At 71.9% G+C, this 22,590-nt stretch carries 21 protein-coding genes; 10 read left to right on the plus strand and 11 right to left on the minus strand.

The window, feature by feature from the left end; all coding sequences use genetic code 11:
- Positions 1-424: 424 nt before the first annotated feature.
- Complete coding sequence (locus tag ACQPY0_RS51230; protein ID WP_432978637.1) at positions 425-841, plus strand: DUF5655 domain-containing protein; 417 nt, start codon at positions 425-427, stop codon at positions 839-841.
- Positions 842-844: 3 nt separating this feature from the next.
- Here ACQPY0_RS51230 and ACQPY0_RS51235 read toward each other — a convergent pair whose 3' ends face one another.
- From ACQPY0_RS51235 to flgN, 8 genes are all read right to left on the minus strand, one after another.
- Complete coding sequence (locus ACQPY0_RS51235; protein ID WP_432978640.1) at positions 845-2,869, minus strand: ATP-binding protein; 2,025 nt, start codon at positions 2,867-2,869, stop codon at positions 845-847.
- A gap of 20 nt (positions 2,870-2,889) precedes the next feature.
- The gene (locus ACQPY0_RS51240; protein ID WP_432978643.1) at positions 2,890-3,033 is read right to left on the minus strand and encodes a hypothetical protein; all 144 of its coding nucleotides are present in this window, start codon (positions 3,031-3,033) and stop codon (positions 2,890-2,892) included.
- Positions 3,030-3,323 (minus strand): hypothetical protein, encoded by a 294-nt coding sequence (locus ACQPY0_RS51245; RefSeq protein WP_432978646.1) that lies wholly within the window; start codon positions 3,321-3,323, stop codon positions 3,030-3,032. The genes ACQPY0_RS51240 and ACQPY0_RS51245 overlap by 4 nt, the downstream gene beginning before the upstream one ends.
- 81 nt (positions 3,324-3,404) lie before the next feature.
- Positions 3,405-3,641 carry a carbon storage regulator CsrA gene (csrA, locus tag ACQPY0_RS51250; protein WP_432978649.1) on the minus strand — a complete coding sequence of 79 codons (237 nt, stop codon included), beginning with the start codon at positions 3,639-3,641 and terminating at the stop codon, positions 3,405-3,407.
- A gap of 82 nt (positions 3,642-3,723) precedes the next feature.
- Positions 3,724-4,146: a flagellar assembly protein FliW gene (gene fliW, locus ACQPY0_RS51255; protein ID WP_432978652.1), complete on the minus strand. Its 423-nt coding sequence runs from the start codon at positions 4,144-4,146 to the stop codon at positions 3,724-3,726.
- Between the two features lie 25 nt (positions 4,147-4,171).
- Complete coding sequence (locus ACQPY0_RS51260; protein WP_432978655.1) at positions 4,172-5,062, minus strand: flagellin; 891 nt, start codon at positions 5,060-5,062, stop codon at positions 4,172-4,174.
- Positions 5,063-5,079: 17 nt separating this feature from the next.
- Positions 5,080-6,480, minus strand: a complete 1,401-nt coding sequence (flgK, locus tag ACQPY0_RS51265) for a flagellar hook-associated protein FlgK (RefSeq protein WP_432978658.1) — start codon at positions 6,478-6,480, stop codon at positions 5,080-5,082.
- A complete protein-coding gene (gene flgN / locus ACQPY0_RS51270; protein WP_432978661.1) occupies positions 6,481-6,963 on the minus strand; it encodes a flagellar export chaperone FlgN in 483 nt (160 codons plus the stop codon). It abuts the gene before it with no gap.
- Positions 6,964-7,178: 215 nt separating this feature from the next.
- Here flgN and ACQPY0_RS51275 point away from each other — a divergent pair, with 215 nt between their 5' ends.
- The 9 genes from ACQPY0_RS51275 (at position 7,179) to ACQPY0_RS51315 (ending at position 16,867) form a co-directional block, all read left to right on the plus strand.
- Entirely contained in the window at positions 7,179-7,985 is an 807-nt protein-coding gene (locus ACQPY0_RS51275) for a sigma-70 family RNA polymerase sigma factor (RefSeq protein WP_432995755.1), read from the plus strand.
- Positions 7,986-8,556: 571 nt separating this feature from the next.
- Complete coding sequence (locus tag ACQPY0_RS51280) at positions 8,557-9,420, plus strand: sigma-70 family RNA polymerase sigma factor (protein WP_432978664.1); 864 nt, start codon at positions 8,557-8,559, stop codon at positions 9,418-9,420.
- 97 nt (positions 9,421-9,517) lie between these two features.
- Entirely contained in the window at positions 9,518-10,375 is an 858-nt protein-coding gene (locus ACQPY0_RS51285; protein ID WP_432978667.1) for a flagellin, read from the plus strand.
- A 158-nt stretch (positions 10,376-10,533) separates the two neighbouring features.
- A complete protein-coding gene (locus tag ACQPY0_RS51290; RefSeq protein ID WP_432978670.1) occupies positions 10,534-11,394 on the plus strand; it encodes a flagellin in 861 nt (286 codons plus the stop codon).
- Positions 11,395-11,572: 178 nt separating this feature from the next.
- Positions 11,573-12,433, plus strand: coding sequence for a flagellin (locus tag ACQPY0_RS51295; RefSeq protein WP_432978673.1), 861 nt, complete (start codon positions 11,573-11,575; stop codon positions 12,431-12,433).
- A 66-nt stretch (positions 12,434-12,499) separates the two neighbouring features.
- Positions 12,500-13,870, plus strand: a complete 1,371-nt coding sequence (gene fliD / locus ACQPY0_RS51300) for a flagellar filament capping protein FliD (protein ID WP_432978676.1) — start codon at positions 12,500-12,502, stop codon at positions 13,868-13,870.
- A 42-nt stretch (positions 13,871-13,912) separates the two neighbouring features.
- Complete coding sequence (gene fliS / locus ACQPY0_RS51305; protein WP_432978679.1) at positions 13,913-14,299, plus strand: flagellar export chaperone FliS; 387 nt, start codon at positions 13,913-13,915, stop codon at positions 14,297-14,299.
- Entirely contained in the window at positions 14,296-14,622 is a 327-nt protein-coding gene (locus tag ACQPY0_RS51310) for a hypothetical protein (protein ID WP_432978681.1), read from the plus strand. Before fliS ends, ACQPY0_RS51310 begins: the two co-directional genes overlap by 4 nt.
- 76 nt (positions 14,623-14,698) lie before the next feature.
- Positions 14,699-16,867 carry a tetratricopeptide repeat-containing glycosyltransferase family 2 protein gene (locus ACQPY0_RS51315; protein ID WP_432978684.1) on the plus strand — a complete coding sequence of 723 codons (2,169 nt, stop codon included), beginning with the start codon at positions 14,699-14,701 and terminating at the stop codon, positions 16,865-16,867.
- A 68-nt stretch (positions 16,868-16,935) separates the two neighbouring features.
- Here ACQPY0_RS51315 and ACQPY0_RS51320 read toward each other — a convergent pair whose 3' ends face one another.
- The 3 genes from ACQPY0_RS51320 to ACQPY0_RS51330 are packed head-to-tail and all read right to left on the minus strand — an operon-like array spanning position 16,936 to position 22,560.
- Positions 16,936-18,732, minus strand: coding sequence for a glycosyltransferase family 4 protein (locus tag ACQPY0_RS51320; RefSeq protein WP_432978687.1), 1,797 nt, complete (start codon positions 18,730-18,732; stop codon positions 16,936-16,938).
- 13 nt (positions 18,733-18,745) lie between these two features.
- A complete protein-coding gene (locus ACQPY0_RS51325; RefSeq protein ID WP_432978690.1) occupies positions 18,746-20,653 on the minus strand; it encodes an FkbM family methyltransferase in 1,908 nt (635 codons plus the stop codon).
- On the minus strand, positions 20,650-22,560 hold the full coding sequence (locus ACQPY0_RS51330) for a glycosyltransferase (protein WP_432978693.1): 1,911 nt from the start codon (positions 22,558-22,560) through the stop codon (positions 20,650-20,652). Before ACQPY0_RS51330 ends, ACQPY0_RS51325 begins: the two co-directional genes overlap by 4 nt.
- Between the last annotated feature and the right edge of the window lie 30 nt (positions 22,561-22,590).

Here is a 22,590-nt window from a genome sequence, read left to right on the forward strand (position 1 = left end):
AGGGTCTCGCGATCGCTGCACTAGGGGCCGGCAACCTGCTTGGTGGTCATTGGGTCTGGCTGACTTGTCCAGCCATAATCGTGATCGCGGCGCTTCTCGTGCGAATGGCGCTTCGTCGATAAGCGCTCACGCCTACCGGGCTGAGCAACGTGTCACGCAGGGATCGTCGATCAATTCGGCGATGTTCTCCACGCCCACCGCGACGATCGTGCTCATCGTCGCCATCGCGGGCAAGAGCTGGGCTTCGCCTACCGGTCTTAGCCGATCTCGTGATCCAAAGGGTCCAGGGCTGTTTCACGGTTGGCCGCTGATGCCGAGGCCGATCGAGGGGGCCGGGGCTCGCTTCCAGCGACCAGAGAGCCTTTGAATCAACTGGTACAGAACGTGGTTCGCAACGCGGGAGAGCCCGGGGATAGGAGTCGGCGTGGCGCGGTGGGTCTGTCCGGAGTGTGAGCGGGAGTTCGACAAGCCGCGGCAGTCGCACGTCTGCGTGCCGGGGTGCACCGTCGAGGAGACCTTCGCCGGGCGGCCCGGGTATCAGCGCGAGGCCTACGACACCATCGTCGCGTTCCTGCGCCGGCTCGGGCCCGTGCACGAGGACGCCGTCAAGGTCGGCGTGTTCCTCAAGCACGAGCGGAAGTTCGCCGAGATCCGGCCCATGGCACGCGGCCTCTCGGTGGAGCTCTACCTGCCGCGGCGCATCGACGATCCGCGCATCGCCAGGCATCTGCCGATCGGCGGCGGGCGGGTCGTCAACATCGTGCGGATCACCGCCGCGGAGCAGGTCGACGGCCGGCTGAAACAGTGGCTCGAAGAGGCCGCGGGGAGCGCGCGCCCGTGAGCTTCAGGGGTGGTGCGGCAGCAGGCAGGTGACCACGGTGCCCTGCCCGGCCGCGGGCGTGGCCCAGATCCGGCCGCCGTGGCGCTCCACGATCGTCTTGGTGATGGCCAGGCCCAGCCCGGTGCCCTGGCTCTGCCGCTCGCGGGAGCGGCTGGAGCGGAAGAACTGCTCGAAGATCTGGTCGATCTCGTCTTCCGGAATGCCCATCCCGGTGTCCGAGACGGTCAGGCGGACCTGCTCCCCCTCCAGGTCGGCGGCCAGCCGCGCGCTGCCGCCGGCCGGGGTGAACTTCAGCGCGTTGTCGAGCAGGTTGATGACCACGCGTTCGAGCTGGTCGCGGTCGCCCTCGACCACGAGGGGGCGCTCGGGCAGGTCGATCTGCAGGTGTACGTCCCGCTGCCCCCGCACCGCCTGCAGCGCCTCCAGCGCCCCGCTGACCACGGCGGCGATCGGCACCGGACCGGCGTTGATCTTCACGGCGCCGGCCTCGATGCGTGAGAGCATGAGGAGGTCCTCGATCAGGGCGAGCAGCCGGCGGGCGTTGCGCTCCACGGCCGCCAGCAGCCGGCCCTGCGGCGGGGCGACCTCGCCCGCGTCGCCGTCGACGAGCACCTCGACGTTGCCGAGGATGCTTGTGAGCGGGGTCCGCAGCTCGTGCGAGACGGTCGCCACGAGGTCGGCGCGCACCTTGTCCACCTCGCGCAGGCGGGCGGTGGCGTCGCGCTCGCGGTCCAGGGCGTGCCGCATCGCCTCGACCGTGCGCCGCTCGCGGGTGACGTCGCGGGCGACGCTGAGATACCCGCCCACCTCCCCCGACCCGTCGCGGATGACGCTCACGGTGCGCGCCACCGGCACCAGCGAGCCGTCCGCGCGCCGGTAGAGGCAGTCGCGGGCCTCGGTGTCGCCGGCCCGGGCGGGCGCGAAGACGCGCTCGGGGTCCTCGACCTCGCCGGGGGCGTGGAAGTGCGCGAGGCCGGCGGTGCCCACGACGTCGGCCGCGCGGTACCCCAGCAGCCGCTCGGCCCCGGCGTTGAACACGGTCACCGTCCCGCCCCGGTCCACGCCGATGATGGCCTGCTCGGTCGCGGCGGCGAGCACGCCGGCGAAGAGCCGCTCCGTGCGCCGGTGCTCGGTGACGTCGATGCCGGTGCAGATCAGGTGCGTGAACCGGCCGTCGTCGTCGGTGAGCCGGGCGGCGCTCCAGGCGATCCGGCGCCGGCCGCCGGGCACGATCCAGTCGCGCTCGGCGGTGTCCGGCAAGCCGTCCGCGGCCCGCTCGGCGAGCTCGGCGTCGAGCCGGTCGCGGTCGAGGGCGGACAGGCCGAGGCTGCGGTACGGCCGCCCGACCACGTCCGCGGCGGCGCGTCCGGTCAGCTCCTCGCACCGGCGGTTGAAGGCGGTGACGGTGCCGGTGGCGTCCACGACGAGGACCAGGAAGCCGGTCGAGTCGAGGATGGCCTGGTTGAAGTCGCGGTCGCGGCGCGCGGCGCGGGTGGCCTCGACGAGCCGGCGGCCGCCGGCGCGGGCGCGCCCCGTCCAGCTCTGCGCGGCGGTGGCGACGATGATGCCGATGGCGATGACGAGCACGCCGCGGCGCCACTCCGAGTGCAGGATCCGCTCGTCCCGCAGCGCGGACGGCAGGACCAGCACCACCGCCATCGCCGCCACGCCGGTCGCGGTGGCGACCCGGCCGTGGTACAGCGCGAGCCACAGCACCGGCAGCAGCGCGAGCGGGCCGTAGCCGGCCGGGCCGCCGCCGGCGCTGACGTTGAGCAGGACGACGACCCCGAAGTACCCCAGCGGCGGCACGGCCTCGAACAGCACCGGCAGGCGTTGCCAGGGAACCAGCAGGACCATCAGCAGCAGTACCGCGAGCAGCCCGGCCGCCCCGGCGAGCGCGACGGGATCGACCCCCGGCGGCACCAGGGCGATCGCGAACGCGAGCACGGTCACCGCCAGGAACGGCACGATCCGCCGCCACCGGTCGGGGCCGCTGAGCGTGGACAGCTCCGCGTCGCCGTACAACATCCGGGCTTCTCCGAAGGAAACTAGGTGTGACGAGGCCGTTCATCGGCGGTCTGGAAGCTGCCGAAGGCGGTCGCGATGGGCGGCCCGGCGATCGCGGCGTTCCCGATCTGGGTGACGAGGCCGACGTACGGCGCGTCCATGGCCGGCCCGGTGAACAGCGTCATCGCGTCCGTGAGGATCTTCGCGTGCTCGGCCCGCCGGACGCGGCCGAGTCGCCGGTGGCGGCCGGCAGGATCCGCGGGACGTCACCGCGGAGCGTGTCGTGGGCCATGCCGGCCTCGAGCGTGCCGCGGGTCAGGACACCGAGGCCCGGCGGCTGGTGAGCCCGGTCGGCGTCGAGGGCCCGGACCCCGACCGCCGGCAGCGCCGCCACGGTGACGACGGCGATCACGATGACCGCGCCGAGCCTCGCGGCGATCGATCGGTTGCGCGACCAGCTGCGCGGAGCGGCCATTGACGTGCCCTTCTCGAGGCGTCCCGCCCGGCCTATCCGCGACGGCCCGGACGTCCTGAGGAGTCGGGTTTCGCGCGGTGGCTACTTGGTTTCGGTGCGCAGCATGCGGCTGAGGGCGCGCACGGCGACGTCGCTGGGCGACGCGGCCTCGCGGTTGGCCTTCTGCAGCTCCCGGTACACCTCTTCGCGGTGGACCTGGATGCTGCGGGGCGCCTTGATGCCCAGCCGCACCACGTCACCGCGCACGTCGAGCACGGTGACGACGACGTCGTCACCGACCATCACGCTTTCACCGGGACGTCGGGTCAGGACGAGCACGAGCCGCTCCTTCGCTGGGCGATACGCGAACAGTACCCGATTTGTCGGCTCGGCCGGACGGGAAAGCCCGGCGCCACCCCGTTCAGGCGACCATCAGCTTCTGGCGGACCGGCAGGCCACTGTGGCTCAGCACCAGCTGCACCGCGCGGCGGCTGCTCTGGTCGAGCACGATCGGGGCCATCAGGTTCGCCGTGGCGTCCCCGGCGCCCGACTCACCGGCGGTGACGACGAGCAGCACGAGCAGATCGGACGCATCGGTGACACCGAGCGCGGCGAGCGTCTCGTCGTCGATGTCGGCCTCGTAATCGGGGAAGAACTGGGTCGGCGGCACCACGAGGAAGCGCAGACCCGCGGTGTCCACGGAGGTCAGCGAGTAGAGCACGCCGGCGTCGTCGAGCCGGACGAGCACGAAGCGCCGATCGTCGGGGAAACCCGGGATCGGTGCCACGAAATCGATCACCGGCAGCGTTGTGGTCTCCGGGCCTTCAACGGTCGCGACGCTCATAGATTCCTCACGATGACTGGAGCTGTTACCGCAGGAAGTCCACCAGTGACGGCTGGATGACCCTCGCGGTCGCGGCCAGGGCCGCCTGGTACGCGGTCTGCTGCAGGGACAGCTCGGTGATGGTCTTCGGCAGGTCGATGTCCTCGACGTCGGACAGCTGGGATCTCAGGTCGAGCACCCGGTTGTCCGCGGCCTGCTGCATCTGCGAAACCTGATTATATCGGGATCCAACGCCCGAAAGTCCCGTCTGCACCTGTTGCTGCGCCGTGTCGACATCGGCGAGGTCGGCCTGCAGGGCGCCAGGGTTGTTGCGCATGTTGTCGGCGATGCGCTGCAGCAGGTTGAACACGTTGCTCGAGCCCGCGCCGAACACCGAGTTCGCGTCGGTGTCGACGCGGACCGTCGCGTTGGCCCCGATGGTGCGGTTCACGGCACCGCTGTCGCCCAGGTAGTTGCCGTTGTGGTCATAGGCGAGCGAGCCCGGGGCGGTGCCGCCGAAGATCGGGCGGTTGAGGTAGGCGGTGTTGGACAGGTCGATCATCGAGCCGCGGATGTTCTCGACCTCCAGCGCGATCGCCTCGCGGGCCTGGGCGCTGCCCGCGGTGCCGCTGGACATGCCGGTGAGCACGAGCTCGCGGGCCCGGTTGAGCTGCGTCGAGGCGCTGGTGAGCGCGGTGTCGGCCTGGTTCAACCAGCCCATCCCGTCGTCGGCGTTGCGTGAGTACTGGTTGAGCGTCGCCATGTCGCTGCGGGTCTGCATGGCCACGACCGCCCCGCCGGGCTCGTCGGAGGCCTTGGTGATGAGCTTGCCGCTGGACAGCTGGTTCTGCAGGTCCTGGTTGCGCTGCAGGTTGACCTGCAGGTTGGCCAGGGTGGTCGTGGCCACCGACCGCTCGGTGACGCGGAAGCCGGGCATCCGTTCCCCTTCCCGAACTATCGCTTCATGTTGATCAGCGAGTCGAGCGTGGTGTCGATCGTGCTGACGACCTTCGCGGCCGCCTCGTACGCCCGCTGGTACAAGATCATGTTGGTCATCTCCTCGTCGAGGCTGACGCCCGACTCCGCCTGCTCGGCGGCGGTGGCGTCGTCGGAGATGACCTGCTGCGCGGTGGCGCGCCGGTTGACCGTCTGCGCTTGGATGCCGATGCCGACCACGAAGTCGCGGTACTGCGTGTCGGCGCCCTGCGGGTCCTGCGCGACGGCGGCCATCGCGTTGGCGTTGTCGCCCTGGTACGGCGTGGCGGGCGTGCTCGACGCCGCGATCTTCGCCGGGTCGGTGATCGCCACCGCGATGTCCTTGGCGCTCGCGCCGGAGAAGAACGGCCCGCCCGGCTGCGGCGTCGGGGTGCTCGACGGCGGCGTGACCGAGATGTCGTACCCCAGCTGATGCTGCGCGTTCACCGTGGTGATCAGCGTGTTGGCGATGCTGTCCAGGCCGGCCACCGCGTCCGGGATCGTCCGGGTCAGCACCTGCAGGTGCGCGGCGAGCTTGCCGGTGGTGATCCCGGCCGGGCTGGCGTTGTCGGCGTACTGCACCCGCACCGGGTTGATCCCGATCCCGTCGACGGTCGTCGAGCCGACCGCCTGCAGGTCGCGCACGATGTCCCCCTGCACCAGCAGGTTGCCGCCCAGCGCGACGTTGACCGAGCCGTCCTCGTTGAGCTGCCCGGACGCGCCGGTGAGCGCGGAGATCCGCAGCACCAGCGTGTCGCGCTGGTCGGACAGCTCGTTGGTCGGCAGGTTCCCGTTGCGGGCCAGCACGATGCGCTGGTTGAGCTCGGCGATGCCGGCCGAGGTCTGGTTGACCACGGCGATGTCCGCGGCGAGCTGCTCGCGCGTGGCGCCGAAGAGGTTGTCGAGATTCTGCCGGGTCGCGTGCATGGTGTCGGTGATGGTGCCGGCCCGCGCGAGCAGCTGCGTGCGGGCCGAGGTGTCGCCGGGGCGGTTGGCCACGTCCGACCACGCCGACCAGTAGTTCGACAGCTGCGACTGCAGCCCGGTGTCGCTGGGCTCGCCGAGGGTCTGCTCGACGTTGGCGTACGCGGCGCTCTGCGCCTGCAGGTACTCGTTCAGCCCGCGCTCGGCCCGGGTCCGGTTGGTCATGAACTCGTTGTGCAGCCGGGTGACGTCGGTGATCCGCACGCCGTCGCCGGCCCCGCGCGCGGTCGACCAGCGGGCCGGGGTGCTGAGCGCCTCGACGGGCGAGAGCTCCAGGCGCTGGCGGGAGTACCCCTCGGTGTTGGCGTTGGCGATGTTCTGCCCGGTCAGGTCCAGGGCGCGGCGCTGGGCGTAGAGGGCGGACAGCGCCGTGTTCAGGCCCGAGAAGGTGCTCATCTACATCGCCTCGTCAATCAGCCGGGTACGGGGGGCGGCCGCGACGGTCTCGCCCTTACGCCCGTACGTCTCGACGGAGCCGACGACGGCGAGCATGGTCTCCCGCGCCGCGCGCGCCCCGGTGGTGAGCAGGTCGCGGTTCGCCTCGGCGATCGCGCTCACCTCGGCGGTGATCGTCAGGAACGCCTTGCGGTGCTGGTTGAGCAGGTCGGTCCAGGGCGCCGGGGCCGCCTCCGCGAGCCGGCTCAGGCTGGGATTCGGCCCGAGCCCGAGCTCCTGGCCGATCGCCTCGACCTCGGCGGCCCGCACGACCTCGGTGCGCCGGATCTCCTCCAGCACCACCTCGACCTCCCGGGTGGCGTGCGCGAGCCAGCGCGTCCGGCCCGAGGCGAGCACGAGCTGCTCCTCCTCGAGCTTGAACAGCAGCAGCTCCAGCATCTCGCGTTCCCGCCAGAGGATGCTCGCGAGATCCGCCAGCCCCATCCGGTACCGCCTCTCCTCATCGCGACGTGATCGCCCGATAGTTCGGCACTTCGATGCCCGGCTTGAGCACAACCGGTCCGCAACTTTTCCTCACCCGGGCCCGCACCCGTGGCTGCCGAGCCTGGTTCTCGACCAACTCCTGCCACGAAGAGGTTGCCGTGACCACCACCGCCGCTGAGGCCTCCACCACCCTGACCGCCGCGGAACTGGACTCGATGGTGCGCTCGCACCTGCCCCTCGTCGGTCACCTGGTCCGCGAGATGCTCGGCCGCCTCCCGGCCCACGTCTCCCGCGAGGACCTGATCTCCGCGGGCATGGCCGCACTGGCCGGCGCCGGGCGCTCGTTCGACCCGAGCCGCGGCATCCCCTTCGGCAGCTTCGCCACCAACCGTATCCGCGGCGCCCTGCTGGACGAGCTGCGCGGCCTGGACTGGGCCAGCCGCTCGGTCCGCGCCCGGGCCCGCCGGGTCGAGACGGTGCAGCAGGAGCTGACCGGCCGCCTGGGCCGCACGCCGACCCAGCAGGAGCTCGCCGAGGCCATGGGCGTGGCGGTCGAGGAGCTCAAGACCATCGACGAGGACGTGCAGCGGGCCGTCGTGCTGTCCCTGCAGGGCTTCACCGCGGGCTCGGCCGAGGAGCTGGTCCCCGAGCGCACGGCCGGCCCGGAGGACCTGATCCTGCACCGCGAGCGGATCGGCTACCTGCACCAGGCGATCAACGCCCTCCCGGAGCGGCTGCGCCGGGTCGTCACGGCGTACTTCTTCCAGGAGCGCCCGATGAACGACATCGCCGAGGAGCTGGGCGTGACCGAGTCCCGCATCAGCCAGCTGCGCGCCGAGGCGCTGGTCCTGCTGCGCGACGGCCTCAACAATCACCTGGACCCGCAGATGCTGGCCGGCCCGATCGGCAGCGGCTGCGTGGCCCGTCGCCGCGAGGCGTACTACGCGAGCATCGCCGCCCAGGGCGACCTCAACGCCCGCCTGGCCGTCACCACGCCCCTGGGCATGCCGAAGGCGGCGTGACGAACGAGATTCCGGGCGCTGCGCACCCCGAAAACGAAATGTCGGGCACTCCGTGCCCCGACATTTCGGACTTATACCCCGGCAGGCGAAAAATCCGATAAGTCGCGGCGCGGAGCGCCCGACTTATCGCCCAAGACCCGCAGCGAGTCGCCCCGGAAGCTCCGGAGGCGACGGACGAACTCGCTGCAAAGCCGCGACCCCGAACGGAGTCGGGGGCGGCAGGAGCCAGGACGAAGGGCACGGAAGCCCGAGGCACGGACGCGGACGTCGGCACGAGGCACGGAGGCGAGCAGACCGGGCACGGAAGCCCCCCCGGGGAACGCGTGGCACGGACGCCGGAACGACGCGGGACACGGAGGTCCGCAACAGCGGCGACGCACGGATGCGGCGCTCGGCGAAGAACTGGGAGCACGTCGGCAGCGGCGCGGCACGGAGGCCGCGCCGCCGGCCGAGAACAACCTGTTCGCAACCGAACGAGACCGATTGTGTACCCGAAGTGACCGAGGCTGGATCTTGCCGGCCGGAACCGTCGCCGGCCACGAAGAACCCCTCCTGCCACGAAGAGGTCGCCGTGACCAGCACTGCCACTCCTGCGATCAGCACCGCCGGCGCCGAGCGCGAGGAGCTCGTACGCGCCCATCTCCCCCTCGTCGGGCACCTCGTGCGCGAGATGCTCGGGCGCCTGCCCGCGCACGTCTCGCGCGAGGACCTCGTGTCGGCGGGCATGGCCGCCCTCGCCGCGGCCGCGCGCTCGTTCGACCCGGCGCGGGGCATCCCGTTCGGCAGCTTCGCGACCACCCGGATCCGCGGGGCGCTGCTGGACGATCTGCGCGGCCTGGACTGGGCGAGCCGCTCGGTGCGGACCCGGGCCCGCCGGGCCGAGACCACCCGGCAGGAGCTCACCGCCCGGCTCGGGCGCACCCCCACCCAGCAGGAGCTGGCCGAGGCGCTCGGCGTGGCCGTCGCCGAGCTCGAGTCGATCGACGAGGACGTCCAGCGCGCCGTCGTACTGTCGCTGCAGGGCTTCACCGCCGGCACCGCCGAGGATCTCGTCCCCGAGCGCGCCGCCGGCCCCGAGGAGCTGATCCTGCACCGGGAGCGCATCGGATACCTCCACCACGCCGTCAACGCCCTGCCCGAGCGGCTGCGCAAGGTGGTGACCGCGTACTTCTTCCAAGAGCGCCCCATGAGCGACATCGCCGCCGAGCTCGGCGTGACCGAGTCGCGGATCAGCCAGCTGCGCACCGAGGCGCTCGTGCTGCTGCGCGACGGGCTCAACAACCACCTCGACCCGCACCTGGTGGCGGCGGCCCGCAGCGGCAACGGCTGCGTGGCCCGCCGGCGCGAGGCGTACTACGCCGGCATCGCCGCCCAGGGCGACCTCAGCGTGCGCCTGTCTATCACCAATCCGCTCGGCGTGCCCCGAACTTTCTGAAGAAAGCCTTCAGCGGCACGCTTCCGAGCCGATGTGACAAGCGAGCGGACCAGGGACGGTCCCGCGCAGCACGACCCGCATTCACGGAGGAGTCAGCATGGGTCTACGCATCAACAACAACATCGCCGCGCAGAACGCCTACCGGAACCTGTCCATCACCGACACCCAGATGAGCAAGTCGCTGGAGAAGCTGTCGTCGGGTTACCGGATCAACCGCGCGGCCGACGACGCGGCCGGCCTGTCCATCTCCGAGGGCCTGCGCTCACAGATCGGCGGCCTCAAGGTCGCCGTGCGCAACGCCCAGGACGGCATCTCGGTCGTCCAGACCGCTGAAGGTGCGCTCACCGAGACGCACTCGATCCTGCAGCGCATGCGCGACCTGTCGGTGCAGGCCTCCTCGACCGGTTCCCAGGACTCCGACGCCCGCGCCGCCGCCCAGACCGAGTTCGCGCAGCTCAACCAGGAGCTCGACCGGATCGCCTCGACCACCAGCTTCGGCGGCCAGCAGCTGCTGTCCAGCGCCGCGGCCTACACCGGCACGTTCCAGGTCGGCGCCAACGGTTCCTCGTCGGACCAGATCGCCGTCGACCTCGGCACGTCCGCGTTCGGCAGCGGCTCGACGCTGTCCGGGTTCGACTCCACCGGCCTCGGCGTCGCCTCGCTGGACCTGACCACGTCGGGTACCGCCGCGATCGCCGCGATCGACACCGCCATCAAGGGCGTCTCCACCGCCCGGGCCACCCTGGGTGCGTACCAGAACCGCTTCGAGCACACCATCAACAACCTCAACGTCGCCGTCGAGAACCTCTCGGCCTCCGAATCCCGCATCAGGGACACCGACATGGCCCAGGAGATGGTGTCCTTCACCCGCTCGCAGATCCTGACCCAGGCCGGCACCAGCATGCTGGCCCAGGCCAACCAGGCGCCGCAGAACGTGCTGTCCCTGCTGCGCTGATCACTGACCGGCTGAGGTCGGCTCCACGCTCCGGGGCCGGCCTCAGTCGCGAGAACAGGAAAATACTCGGAATCCCTTAAGCGGCACGGGTTCGTGCCGATGGGAAGAACGACCGGACCACGGATGGACCGGCTGGACCCGGCTCAAGGAGGAAGATCGTGGGTCTTCGTATCAACAACAACATCGCTGCTCAGAACGCCTACCGCAACCTGTCGGTCACGGACGGCCAGATGAGCAAGTCGCTGGAGAAGCTGTCGTCGGGTTACCGGATCAACCGCGCGGCCGACGACGCCGCGGGCCTCTCCATCAGCGAGGGTCTTCGGTCCCAGATCGGTGGTCTGAAGGTCGCGGTGCGCAACGCTCAGGACGGCATCTCGGTCGTGCAGACCGCTGAAGGTGCTCTCACCGAGACGCACTCGATCCTGCAGCGCATGCGTGACCTGTCCGTTCAGGCCTCGTCCACTGGCTCCCAGGACTCCGATGCGCGTGCGGCCGCGCAGACCGAGTTCGTGCAGCTCGGTCAGGAGCTCGACCGCATCGCCAACACCACGGCGTTCGGCGGCCAGAAGCTGCTTGACGTCAACACCACTGCCTATGTGGGCACGTTCCAGGTCGGCGCGAACGGGTCGTCTTCGGACCAGATCGCGGTTGACCTGAGCACCACCGCCTTCGGTAGCGGTTCCACGTTGACCGGGTTCGACTCGGCCGGTCTCGGCGTCGGTTCGCTGGACCTGAACAGCGCCGGCACCGCGGCCATCGACTCGATCGACATCGCCATCAAGGGTGTTTCGACGGCTCGGGCCACCCTGGGTGCTTACCAGAACCGGTTCGAGCACACCATCAACAACCTCAACGTCGCCGTCGAGAACCTCTCGTCGTCGGAGTCGCGGATCCGTGACACCGACATGGCACAGGAGATGGTGTCGTTCACCCGCTCGCAGATCCTGACCCAGGCCGGCACCAGCATGCTGGCCCAGGCCAACCAGGCGCCGCAGAACGTCCTCTCGCTGCTGCGCTAGGACTGACGGGCTCGACCTCAACCGAGGACACGACAGGGCACGGCATCCAGCCAGGGCGCCGTGCCCTGCCACATACCCCCCTGAAAACCTCAAGCGCTGACCGCGCGGTCCGATGGGACCGGAAGAAGACGCGATCTCGGCCGCGTACAACCGGCCCCCGGACTCAGGGAGGAGCGCCATGGGTCTACGGATCAACAACAACATCGCCGCGCAGAACGCCTACCGCAACCTGTCGATCACGGACAGCCAGATGAGCAAGTCGCTGGAGAAGCTGTCGTCGGGTTACCGGATCAACCGCGCCGCCGACGACGCGGCCGGCCTGTCCATCTCCGAGGGCCTGCGCTCACAGATCGGCGGCCTCAAGGTCGCCGTGCGCAACGCCCAGGACGGCATCTCCGTCGTCCAGACCGCTGAAGGTGCACTCACCGAGACGCACTCGATCCTGCAGCGCATGCGCGACCTGTCGGTGCAGGCGGCGTCCACGGGATCGCAGGACTCCGACGCCCGCTACGCGGCACAGACCGAGTTCCAGCAGCTCAACGCCGAGCTCGACCGCATCGCCAACACCACGGCGTTCGGCGGGCAGAAGCTGCTCGACACGTCCAACACCGCCTACGAGGGCACCTTCCAGGTCGGCGCGAACGGCTCGAACGCGGACCAGATCACGGTCAGCCTGGGCACCGCCGTGTTCGGCAGCCTCACCTCGGTGACCGGGTTCGACTCGGCCGGCCTCGGCGTCGGCTCGCTGGACCTGAACACCGCCGGCACGACGGCCATCGACGCGATCGACCTCGCCATCAAGGGCGTCTCGACCGCCCGGGCCACGCTCGGTGCGTACCAGAACCGCTTCGAGCACACCATCAACAACCTCAACGTCGCCGTCGAGAACCTCTCGGCCTCCGAATCCCGCATCAGGGACACCGACATGGCCCAGGAGATGGTGTCCTTCACCCGCTCGCAGATCCTGACCCAGGCCGGCACCAGCATGCTGGCCCAGGCCAACCAGGCACCACAGAACGTGCTGTCACTGCTGCGGTAAACCACCGAACCGTCCGGGGAGGGGGCACGATCTCCTCCCCGCTCGCCTTCCCACAGGAGGTACCGCATGGTCACCGGCGGAAGCGTCGACGGCCTGGTCTCGGGCCTGCAGACCTCGGCCGTCATCGCCCAGCTGATGCAGGTCGAGGCCGCGCCCCAGACGGCGCTGAAGGCCAAGGTCAGCACGCAGCAGAAGGTCGTCAGCTCCTACCAGTCCATCAACACCAAGATGAGCGGGCTGCTGAGCGCGGCGAAGGCGCTGGCCGACCCCACCGCGTGGAAGGCGGCGAGCGCGACCTCGAGCTCGGACTCGGTGCTCGCCACCACGAGCCCGACGGGCAACAACCAGAGCGGCTCGGTGACGTTCCGGGTCAAGCAACTCGCCGCGGCGGAGTCGAGGGTCTTCTCCTCCGGCTCGGTGGGCGCGACCAGCGACAGCATCACCAGCTCGTCGAGCATCTCCATCACGAACACGGCCACCGGCGAGACCAGGAACCTGTCGATCACCGACACGTCGCTCAAGGGCGTGGTCGACGCGATCAACGGCTCCAGCGATCTCGGCGTCAAGGCCTCCGCGATCCAGACCGCCCCCGGGAAGTACACCCTGCAGGTCACCTCGGCGCAGACGGGCGCCGAGTCCGCGTTCACCATCAGCGGCATCGACGGCCTGGGCGCGGACGTGGCCGCGACCGAGGGCTCCGACGCGATCCTCACCATCGGCACCACGAACGCGTTCGACATCTCCTCCTCGTCGAACACCTTCAAGGGCGTCATGGACGGCCTCACGATCACCGCCAAGGCCAGGACGGGCGACAACGACCCGCCGGTCACGGTCAACGTCGCAAGCGACACCGACGGCATCGCGAGCAAGGTCCAGGCGATGATCGACGCGGCCAACGCGGCGCTGACGGAGATCGGCACCCAGACCAAGAACTCCAGCGGCAGCGTGCCCGGCGGGGCGCTGGCCGGCAACTCCTCGATGCAGCAGCTCGCGAGCTCGATCCTGCAGACCGTCTCGGGCGGCGCCGGCTCGCTGGGCTCGCTCAAGGACGTGGGCATCGAGCTGACCCGCGACGGGCAGCTGACGTTCGACAAGACCAGGTTCACCGCGGCGCTCAACGCCGATCCGGTCAAGACGCAGTCGTACTTCAGCGCCACGACCGACACCGACAACGACGGTGTCAAGGACGGCCTGGTCGACAAGATGGTCGCGATGGCCGACAAGGCCACCCAGCTCAACACCGGCACCCTGGCCCAGCTGATCACCAGCGGCAACAACGCGATCACCGACCTCAACGACCGCATCAGCGACTGGGACGTCCGGCTGAAGGCCCGGCAGGAGACGCTGCAGAAGCAGTTCACCGCGATGGAGACCGCGCTGGGTTCGCTCAAGAACCAGTCGAGCTGGCTGGCCGGCCAGCTGTCCTCGCTGGGCTGACCCCTGACACCCGGCGTATCCGACACCCGGCCTGGAGAATGAATGACCACACAAGCACTGCGCAACCGGTACGTCGCCGACAGCGTCTCCACCGCTCCGCCGGCGCAGCTGCTGGTGATGCTGTACGACCGGCTCGTGCTCGACCTGATGATCGCCGGCCAGGCCATGGAGGCGGGCGACTCCGCCACGGGCTCGAGCCGGGTGTACCACGCCCAGGAGATCATCATGGAGCTGCGCGCGACGCTCGACACCACGGTGTGGAGCGGCGGGCCCGGGCTCGCGGCGCTGTACAGCTACATGATCAACGAACTCGTCCAGGCGAACGTGAACGGCGACCGGGCGCGCGTCGAGACCGTCCAGGGCTTCGCCGAGCAGCTGCGCGACGCGTGGCGGGAGGCGGCCGCGCAGGTGACCGCCGCCGGGCAATGACGGGCTCGTGGACGGCGGCCTGGAGCGCCGCCCTGGACGCGATGGAGCTCGAGGCCGACGCCGTCGAGCGGATGCTGCGCCACCGCGACCTGCTCGGCACCGAGCCGGAGCGGGCCGTCTTCACGCCGCCGGTGGGGATCGGCCCGCTGCCGATGGAACTGACCGAAAGAGCCCGTTTGCTGGTACAGCGGCAGCTCGACCTGTCCCGGGAACTCTCCGCCGCCATCGCCGGCAACCGTCAGCAGTTGCGCCTCGTCAACCGCGTCCAGCGGGAGAGCGGCACGGGGCAGGCGCCGCCGGTGTACCTGGACAACCGCACCTGAGTCTTGCACCCGAAAAGTTCTTGAAAAGCACCCAAAAAGTCCTTGAAAAGCACTCGAACGTGCCGATTCGGGCAGCATGACCCACATCCCGGTCTCCGTGATCATCGCCGCCGGGGGCAGCCCCGACGACTTCCACGCCTGCCTCGAGTCCCTGCGGCCCACCCTGGGCATGCGCGACGAGGTGGTCTGCGTCATGCCCGCCGACCGCCCGCAGCTGCGCGCCGAGCTGCGCGGGCAGTCCTGGCTGCGGGTCGTGGACGGCACCGGCACGCTGCCCTGGTCCGACGGCCTGGCGGCGACCCGGCACCCCGTCGTCGTCCTCCTCGACGGCGACGTCGTCCTGTCCGCCCACTGGCTGGACCCGGTGCTGGAGGCGTTCGGCGACCCGTCGGTGGTCGCGGCCGGCCCCCGCGTGCAGCACAGCTACGGCCCGCAGCAGGCCGACCCGCCCGAGGCCGCGATGGCCAGCGCCGCGGCCTTCAAGGCGTACGCCCGCGAATGGCGCACCCAGCACCGCGACGAGTTCACCGACGTCGACCGGCTCGGCCCGGTCTGCGTGGCCATCCGCCGCGACGCGCTCATGATCGCCGGGGGTCCGAGCCTCGACCTGCCCTACGACGAGCTCGCCGCCCAGGGCCGCATCGTCGTCGCGCACGCCGCCCTCGTCGCCCACGTCGCCTCGGCCGCCTGCGGCCTGCGCCAGCCCGACCCGCCGCAGGACACCCCGCTGCTCTCGGCGAGCCTGATCGTCAAGGACGAGGAGGACGTACTCCCCCGTTGCCTCGGCGCCCTGCGCGAGCTCGCCGACGAGATCGTCGTCTACGACACCGGCTCCACCGACCGCAGCGTGCAGATCGCCCGCGAGCACGGCGCCCGGGTGATCGAGGGGTACTGGAGCGACCACTTCGGCGACGCCCGCAGCCGCAGCCTGTCGCACTGCGAGGGCCGCTGGGTGCTGTGGGTGGACGCCGACGAGACCTTCACCGGCGACGCGCGAATGGTGCGGGACGCGCTGCGGTACAGCGACAACGGCGCCTTCTTCGCCACCATCGAGAACCACGAGGGCCACGAGGGCGGCGCCGGCTCGAGCACCATCTACTTCCCTCGCATGTTCCGCCGCTGCCGGGGCCGCGTCTACGGCCGCCTCCACGAGCAGGTGGTCGACCGCATCACCGGCCGCTCCCTCACCGGCTCCCTGCTGAGCGACCTGGTCCTGGACCACGTCGGCTACACGCGGCTGCGCGGCACCGTGAAGAACAAGGCGGCCCGCAACCTGCACCTGGCCCGCCTGGCCGCCGAGGACATCAGCGGCCTGACCGCGATCGGCAACCTCGCCCGCTCGCAGCTGGGCTCGGGCCACCACGGCGAGGCCATCGAGACCGCCCAGCGCGGCCTGAACGAGGCCGAGGAGCACACCCACCGCGTGCTGTTCCTGAAGATCCTGGCCGACGCGTACATCACGGTGGGGCGCCTGGCCGACGCCAACCACGCGATCGACGAGCTCCGCAAGATCGCCAACACGTCCTTCACGGTCGACGAGCACGAGGTCAAGCTCCGCTTCGCCGAGGGCGACTACCAGCGCACGCTGGAGATCATCGAGGGGTTGCCGGACTCGGGCGCCAACGACCTGCTCTACGGCGTGGGCAAGAGCCGCTTCGCCGGCCTGCACGTGAACTCGCTGAGCCGGCTGGACCGCCACCAGGAGGCCGCGTACCACCTGCGCGAGGCCCTCAAGGACGGCCAGGTCCCGATCCCGGTGGCCCGCATGGCGCAGGTCCTGGGCGCCGCCGACGGCAGCCTGGCCGAGGTCGCGGAGCTGCTGCCGAGCACGGCCGTGCGCGGCCTGCTCTTCAGCGTCGCCGAGGCCCCGCCGGAGGCGGCCGACGAGCTGCTGGAGGCGCTGTGGCGCCGCTACCCGGGCGAGGCCACGGTCCTGACCCTGGCCGCGCGGGTGGGCCGCCGCGTGCCGCTGATCCGCGCGATGGAATGGTCGGCCCGCCTGCGCCAGCACGGCTTCCCGGAGCAGTGCACCCTGCTGGCCCTGTCGGGCGACCAGCGCCGCACCCCCCGGGAACGAACCCTGGCCGCGGCCATCGCCCTGGAGATGTTCCACGACGAGGCGGCGCTGCCGCTGCTGAACGAGGCCCTGACGGACGTACCGGACGACCAGGGCGCCGGCGTCCTGGAAGAGATCCGGATCCTGGCGCCGAGGGTGTCGGCCAGCATCGAACTGGCGGACGCGTAAGGCAGCGGCGGGACCCGGACCTCCGCCGGGATCGTGTCGCGGAGGTCCGGGCCGGCTTCAGTACGCGTTCAGCGGGCGGGCGCGAGGAGCCGCCGGCGTAGGAGACCGGCCGGGTCGTCGAACCACTCGTCGTAGTGCGTGGCCGGCCCGAGCAGCTCGATCGCGGCGACGTACGCGTCCGCGTCCACCCGCCGGCCCGTCAGCAGCCCGACCATCGCCTGCAGGTACTGGTAGTCGCTGTGGTCCGGGAACTCGCGCACCATCGCCGCGACCGTCTCGGCCGCCTCGACGTCGCGCCCGAGCTCCAGCAGCGACAGCACGATCCACCGCCCCGCCGCCGCCCGCGCTCCCCCGCCGCGGCCGGACGCCTCCTCGAACCCGGCCAGCGCCGCCTCGATCCGGCCCTCGGCGAAGGCGCGCAGCGCGCCCGCGTACGGCAGGCCGGCGGGCGGCGCATCGGCCCGCGCCGGCTGGTAGGCCCGCATCACGACGCCGTCGTCCCGCCCGCCGGTCCGGCGGGCGACGACCTGCCAGCGCACGGCGCGATGGCCCTCGAACGCCGGGAACGAGACCGGCACCGCGACCGCGTCCGCGCCCATGAGCGTCGCCGCGGCCGCGTGCCGGCGCAGGCGGTCCGCAAAATCGGCGAAAGACTCGACGCCGGTGAGGTCGAAGGTCCAGCCGCCGGGCTCCGGAGGGGTCCAGGACGCGGCGGCCGTGCGGTACGCGTCCTCCAGGCGCCCCATGATGACGTCCCACGAGTAGCCGGCCGCCGTGTTCAGGCCCGCCTCGCGCAGGTGTGCGGCCAGCCGCGGGTCGTCAAGGACCCGGCGCAGCTGCGCCGCCAGGGTGTTCACGTCGCCGACGTCGGCCAGCAGCGCGTTGACGCCGTCGCGGGCGTACTCCAGCACGCCCGTGTTGCGCGTCGCCACCACCGGCGTGCCGGACGCCATCGCCTCCAGGCAGGGCAGGGAGAACGACTCGTACCGGGAGCAGCACACGTAGGCCGAGGCGCCGCGGAACAGGGCGCCGAGCGTCGCCTGGTCCGGCGAGACCACCACGCGGCCCAGCGACTGCAGCGGCGGCCGTGGCGTCACCCACACCAGGTCCAGGGCGCGCCCCTCGCCGGCCAGCGAGGACCAGACCCGCCGCATCTCGTCCATGCCCTTGAACGCGTTGCCGTCCCAGCCCACGAACAGCACGTACGGCCGGCCGACCGGCGGCACCGCGGAACCGGCGGGCGTGAAGACGCTCCGGTCGACGGCGTTGTGCACCACCGTCGCCGGCACGCCGTAGCGCTCCAGCAGCACCTCGGCGACCGTCCCGCTGACGGTGATCGTGGCGTCGGCGGCGGCCAGGTTCCGCGCGGCCACGTCGAAGACGGACCGGTCGATGTCCTCGAACAGGTGGAAGTCGCCCTGCTCGAAGTGCACGACCGGCGCGACGCCCAGGCCGCGGGCGGCCAGGACCTGGTCCCAGTACCCGCAGACGATCACGTCGCAGTCCGGGACGAGGGCGCTCAGCTCGATGCCGAACGGCACCGTCCGGAAGGCGGCCCGCAGGTCGAACCAGTCGGGGCGCGGGAAGTGGCTGAGCACCGTGACCTCGTGGCCGCGCGCGGTGAGCCGGTTCGCGTGCTCGAACAGCACCCGCGCCCCGCCGCCGACGTCGGTGCGCGGGGCGAGGTAGCACAGCCGCAGCCGGTGCGGCGGTTCGCGGCCGTCGGCGCGGGCGCCGGGCCGGGCCGCGGGCAGCTGCCGGCGGGCGGTGAACTCGACGCGCCGGGCCGCGGTGACGGCCGCCGGCAGGTCGGGGCGCAGCGTTACCGCCACGCCGGGCGCGGTGTCCTTCAGCCGCAGTCTCATCGGCGGGCCCGCCTCACAGATCGATGACGGCGAAGGGGTAGAACGCCACGCGCTCCAGGTCCTCCACGGCGATCGGCGACGGGCGGCCCTGCGCGTCGAGGACGGCGAACCGGCCGCCGCAGTCGTCGCGGACGCAGCGCAGCAGGCCGGCGAAGCGGTCGCGGTCCTCGCCGAGCATCACCGCGTTCCACTCGAAGACGATGCGGCGGATGCGGCGGGCGCGGATGAGGCCCATCATGCCGAGGAAGGCGTGGTACTCCCCGCCCTCGATGTCGATCTTCAGCAGGTCGACGACCGGGACGTCCTGGAGCGCGTCGTCGAGGCGGACCGCGGGCACCTCCACCGTGGTGATCTCGTCGACCCGGTTGGCGTTGCCGGGCCGGTGGCGGATCGAGGAGTCGCCGATCCACTTCGCCGAGGCGTTGAACGTGACCCTGGTGTTCTGCGAGTACACGGCCTCGTCGCGCACCTGCACGGCGCGCTCGGTCAGCCAGTTCACGGCGAGGTTGTCGCGCAGGATGCCGGCCGTGGTGGGGTTGGCCTCGAACGCGATGACCCGCCCGGTCTCGCCGACCCGGCGGGTGGCCAGCACCGTGAAGTACCCGATGTTCGCGCCCACGTCCACGACGGTCTGGCCGGGCTGGACCTCGGTGCTGAAGTACCTCGTCAGCGGCGGCTCGATCGCGCCCCACGTGACCAGCGACGGCATGAGGCTGTAGTCGTCGGACGGCACCACGAGCATGGCCCCGTACACCACGTCGACGAGCATGCGGTTGTTGCCGATGTACGTCCCGCGCATCCCCTGGCGCTCCGCGGCGGCGACGGGTGGCGGCGGCGCGGGAGCCGGGGTGTGGCCGGAGGCGAGCCGGAGCAGCTGCCGCGCGTTCTCGGCCGGGCTGCCGCTCATCGCCACGCGCACGGTGGCGTCCAGCGCGGCACCCTCGGGCTCGCTGTACACCACGACGTCCGGCAGTTCGCCGCCGCCGGCCAGCTGCTGCACGAGGCCCGCCATCGCGTCGCCGACCGCCGCCGTGACCTGCGCAACGCCCTTGACCACCAGCGCCAGCTCGGTCCCGGGCCGGGCCGCGGCGACCTCGATGGCACCGGCGAGCACGACCGCCGCGGACTCCACCAGATCGGGATCGACGGTGACGAGCACGCGCGCGGAGTTGGCCGGCGGCGCGACGACCTCCTCGGCAGGGGGCGAAGCGGCGGCGCCGGGCGAAGCGGTGGCGCCGGGCGAAGCGGCGGCGCCGGGGGAAGCCGCGGCGACCGGGGGCTGGGAGGTGCCGCCCGGCCAGGACTGGGTCCAGTGGCAGATCGCGTAGGCGGACGGGAAGGCCGCGCCGTCGCGGGGCGGCTCGGTCCAGTGGAACGGGAAGAACAGCTCCGGCCCGAACACGACCGGCGAGACCAGGCCGAGCGCGTCCTGCTCGGCGACGACCCGGGTCAGCAGCTCGGCGCCGGTCTGCTCGTCGCGCGGCCGGGCGGCCCGCCAGGCCAGCGAGTCCGGCATCGCGGCCAGCACCGCGGCCGGCAGCGGGTGCCCGGGCGGGCAGCCGAGGATGCCGTCGGCGATGCGGTGGCCGTCCTCGCGCACGCAGAAGACCTCGACGCCGGCCAGGAGGGGCTCGATGCCGCGGGTGCACTCGAGGTCGGCGGCGATGAAGACGCCGCCCTGGGACAGCAGCAGCTCGTACCGCAGGATATCCGTCTTCCGCGCCACCGAGCCGGCCGCGTCGAACAGCGCCTGGTGCCGCAGGGCCGGGAGGTTGTCGTCGGTCCAGAGCTTGAGCTCCCAGTCCGGGTGGTGGCGCCGCCACGACTCCCCGTAGGCGCGCTCACGCTCGGGCATCGGCCCGCCGAGCCAGATGCGGTGGAAGACCCGCGGGATCAGCAGGCGTTCGAGTACGGCCGTCAACGGAAGCTCCCCACCAGGTCGCGGACGCCCAGCAGGCGCCGCAGGGTCTCGGCGATCGGGCCGCGCGGCAGCGGCAGTGCGTGGCGGGCCGGGTCGTGGCCGTCCACCGGCGCGAACGAGGCGACCAGGTCGCAGGTGCGCCACAGGTCGTCCTCGGCGTCGCAGGCGAGCAGCTCGACCTCGACGCCGGCACCGAGGTCCCCGACGCTCGCCCGCCGCCCGGGCGGCACGCCGACCACGAGCACGGCCGCGCCCTGCGGCGCCTGCGCGATCTCCCGGGCGACGTCCGGCAGCAGCGGCGAGAGCGCGCTGACGCCGATGCGCAGCGGGCGGCCCTCCTCGCGGGCGGTGGCGCGGCGGGCGACGAGCAGCCAGCCGAGGCTCGCCTCGATGGAGCTGACCGTCACCAGGTCCTGGTGCAGGCGGTCGAGCAGGGTGCCCTTGCCGTGCGGGTCGGGCATCCGGCGCAGGTCCTCGACGGTCGCCGGGCGGCCGGCGGTCATGAGACGCAGCCGGGCGTCGGTGCGGCGGCCGGCCTTGCGGGCCGTCGCCTCATAGGTGGTGCTCCGGTACGCCGGGTACGTCCGCAGCGCCGGATGCCGCTCGGCGAGGTGGGCCCGGGCCTGCCCGACGCGTCCGGCGCGGCGCATCAGCGCGTCGGCGGAAAGGCCGATCCGCACCCGCTGCACCGCGTGGCGGTTGTGCACCACGCGCAGGCCGCGCGGCCGGCGGGACAGGCGGTAGGCGAGGTCGGCGTCCTCCGCGAAGGGCACCTCGAAGCGGGAGTCGCCCAGCACCGAGCGGCGGATGCTGCAGCGGCCGCCCCAGAACTGGTGCCAGTCGCCGATGCCGAAGTGGCGCAACCCCTCGTGGCTGCGGTAGACGGTACCGCGGAAGGCGAGCCACGCATCGACGCCGCAGGCCCGATCGGCGCTCGGGCCGGTCCAGCCGACGACCGCGTCGACGTCCTGGCCGTGCTCGGCGTAGGTGCGCAGGTGCTCGGCCAGGCATCGGGGCGCGGGCTCGTCATCGTCGTCGAGGAAGTACAGGATGTCCCCGCGGCCGGCCTCGATGCCGACGTTGCGGGCCGCGCCGGGGCCGGCGTTGGTCTCCAGCCGGATGAAGGTCAGGTCGAGGCGGTCCAGGAACGGCAGGACGACCAGCTCGGCGGACTCGGCGGAGCCGTCGTCGACGACCACGACGTGGAAGCGCTCGCGGGGCAGGGTCTGCTCGCACAGCGCGGCGAGGCAGTCGTGCAGGGCGGCCGGGCGCTCGTAGGTGGTGACGATGACGCTCAGCGTGAGGTCGGTGTCCGGCGGGTCGAGCTCGCCGGCCAGCTCGCGGTACACGTCGGCCCACCCCTTGCCGGCGCGGGGGCTTGCATGGTCCAGCACCGGGCTGCCCGGGTCGAGCCAGTCGGCCCGCAGGCCGCGGTGGTCGGCGACGCAGACGAGGTCGGCGCGGGTGAACTGGTCGGTGAGGAAGACCTGGGCGGCCTCGCCCGGCGGCGGCTGCCACCCGGCGTGGACGCTCACGACCAGCGGCAGGCCCAGCAGCCAGCAGCGCTCGGGCAGGGCGGCGTCGGCGAGCTCGCCGGCGAGGTGCACGTGGACGACGTCGACGTCGTGGCCGGCCAGCAGCTCGGCCAGCAGGCGCTCCGACGGCGTGTCGCCGAAGAACGGCGCGGGGCCGGCGACCTCCAGGACGTACTGCCGCACGCCCTGCCCCAGGCCGATCTCCCGCAGCGCGGCCGCCCCGGCGTCCCCGGCGGGTGCTGGCTCGATCGCCAGGACGTCCCAGCCGCGGGCGGCCACCTGGCGGGCGAGGGTGGCGCAGCGCCGATACGCGATGGAGTCGCGGGAGGGCAGGATGACGGCCGCACAGGGCCGGCGTGTGTTCTTACGCACACCGGCCCCATCGGCACCCGTCGGGCACCC

The sequence above is a fragment of the Dactylosporangium sp. CA-233914 genome (assembly GCF_050942935.1).
GTDB lineage: Bacteria > Actinomycetota > Actinomycetes > Mycobacteriales > Micromonosporaceae > Dactylosporangium.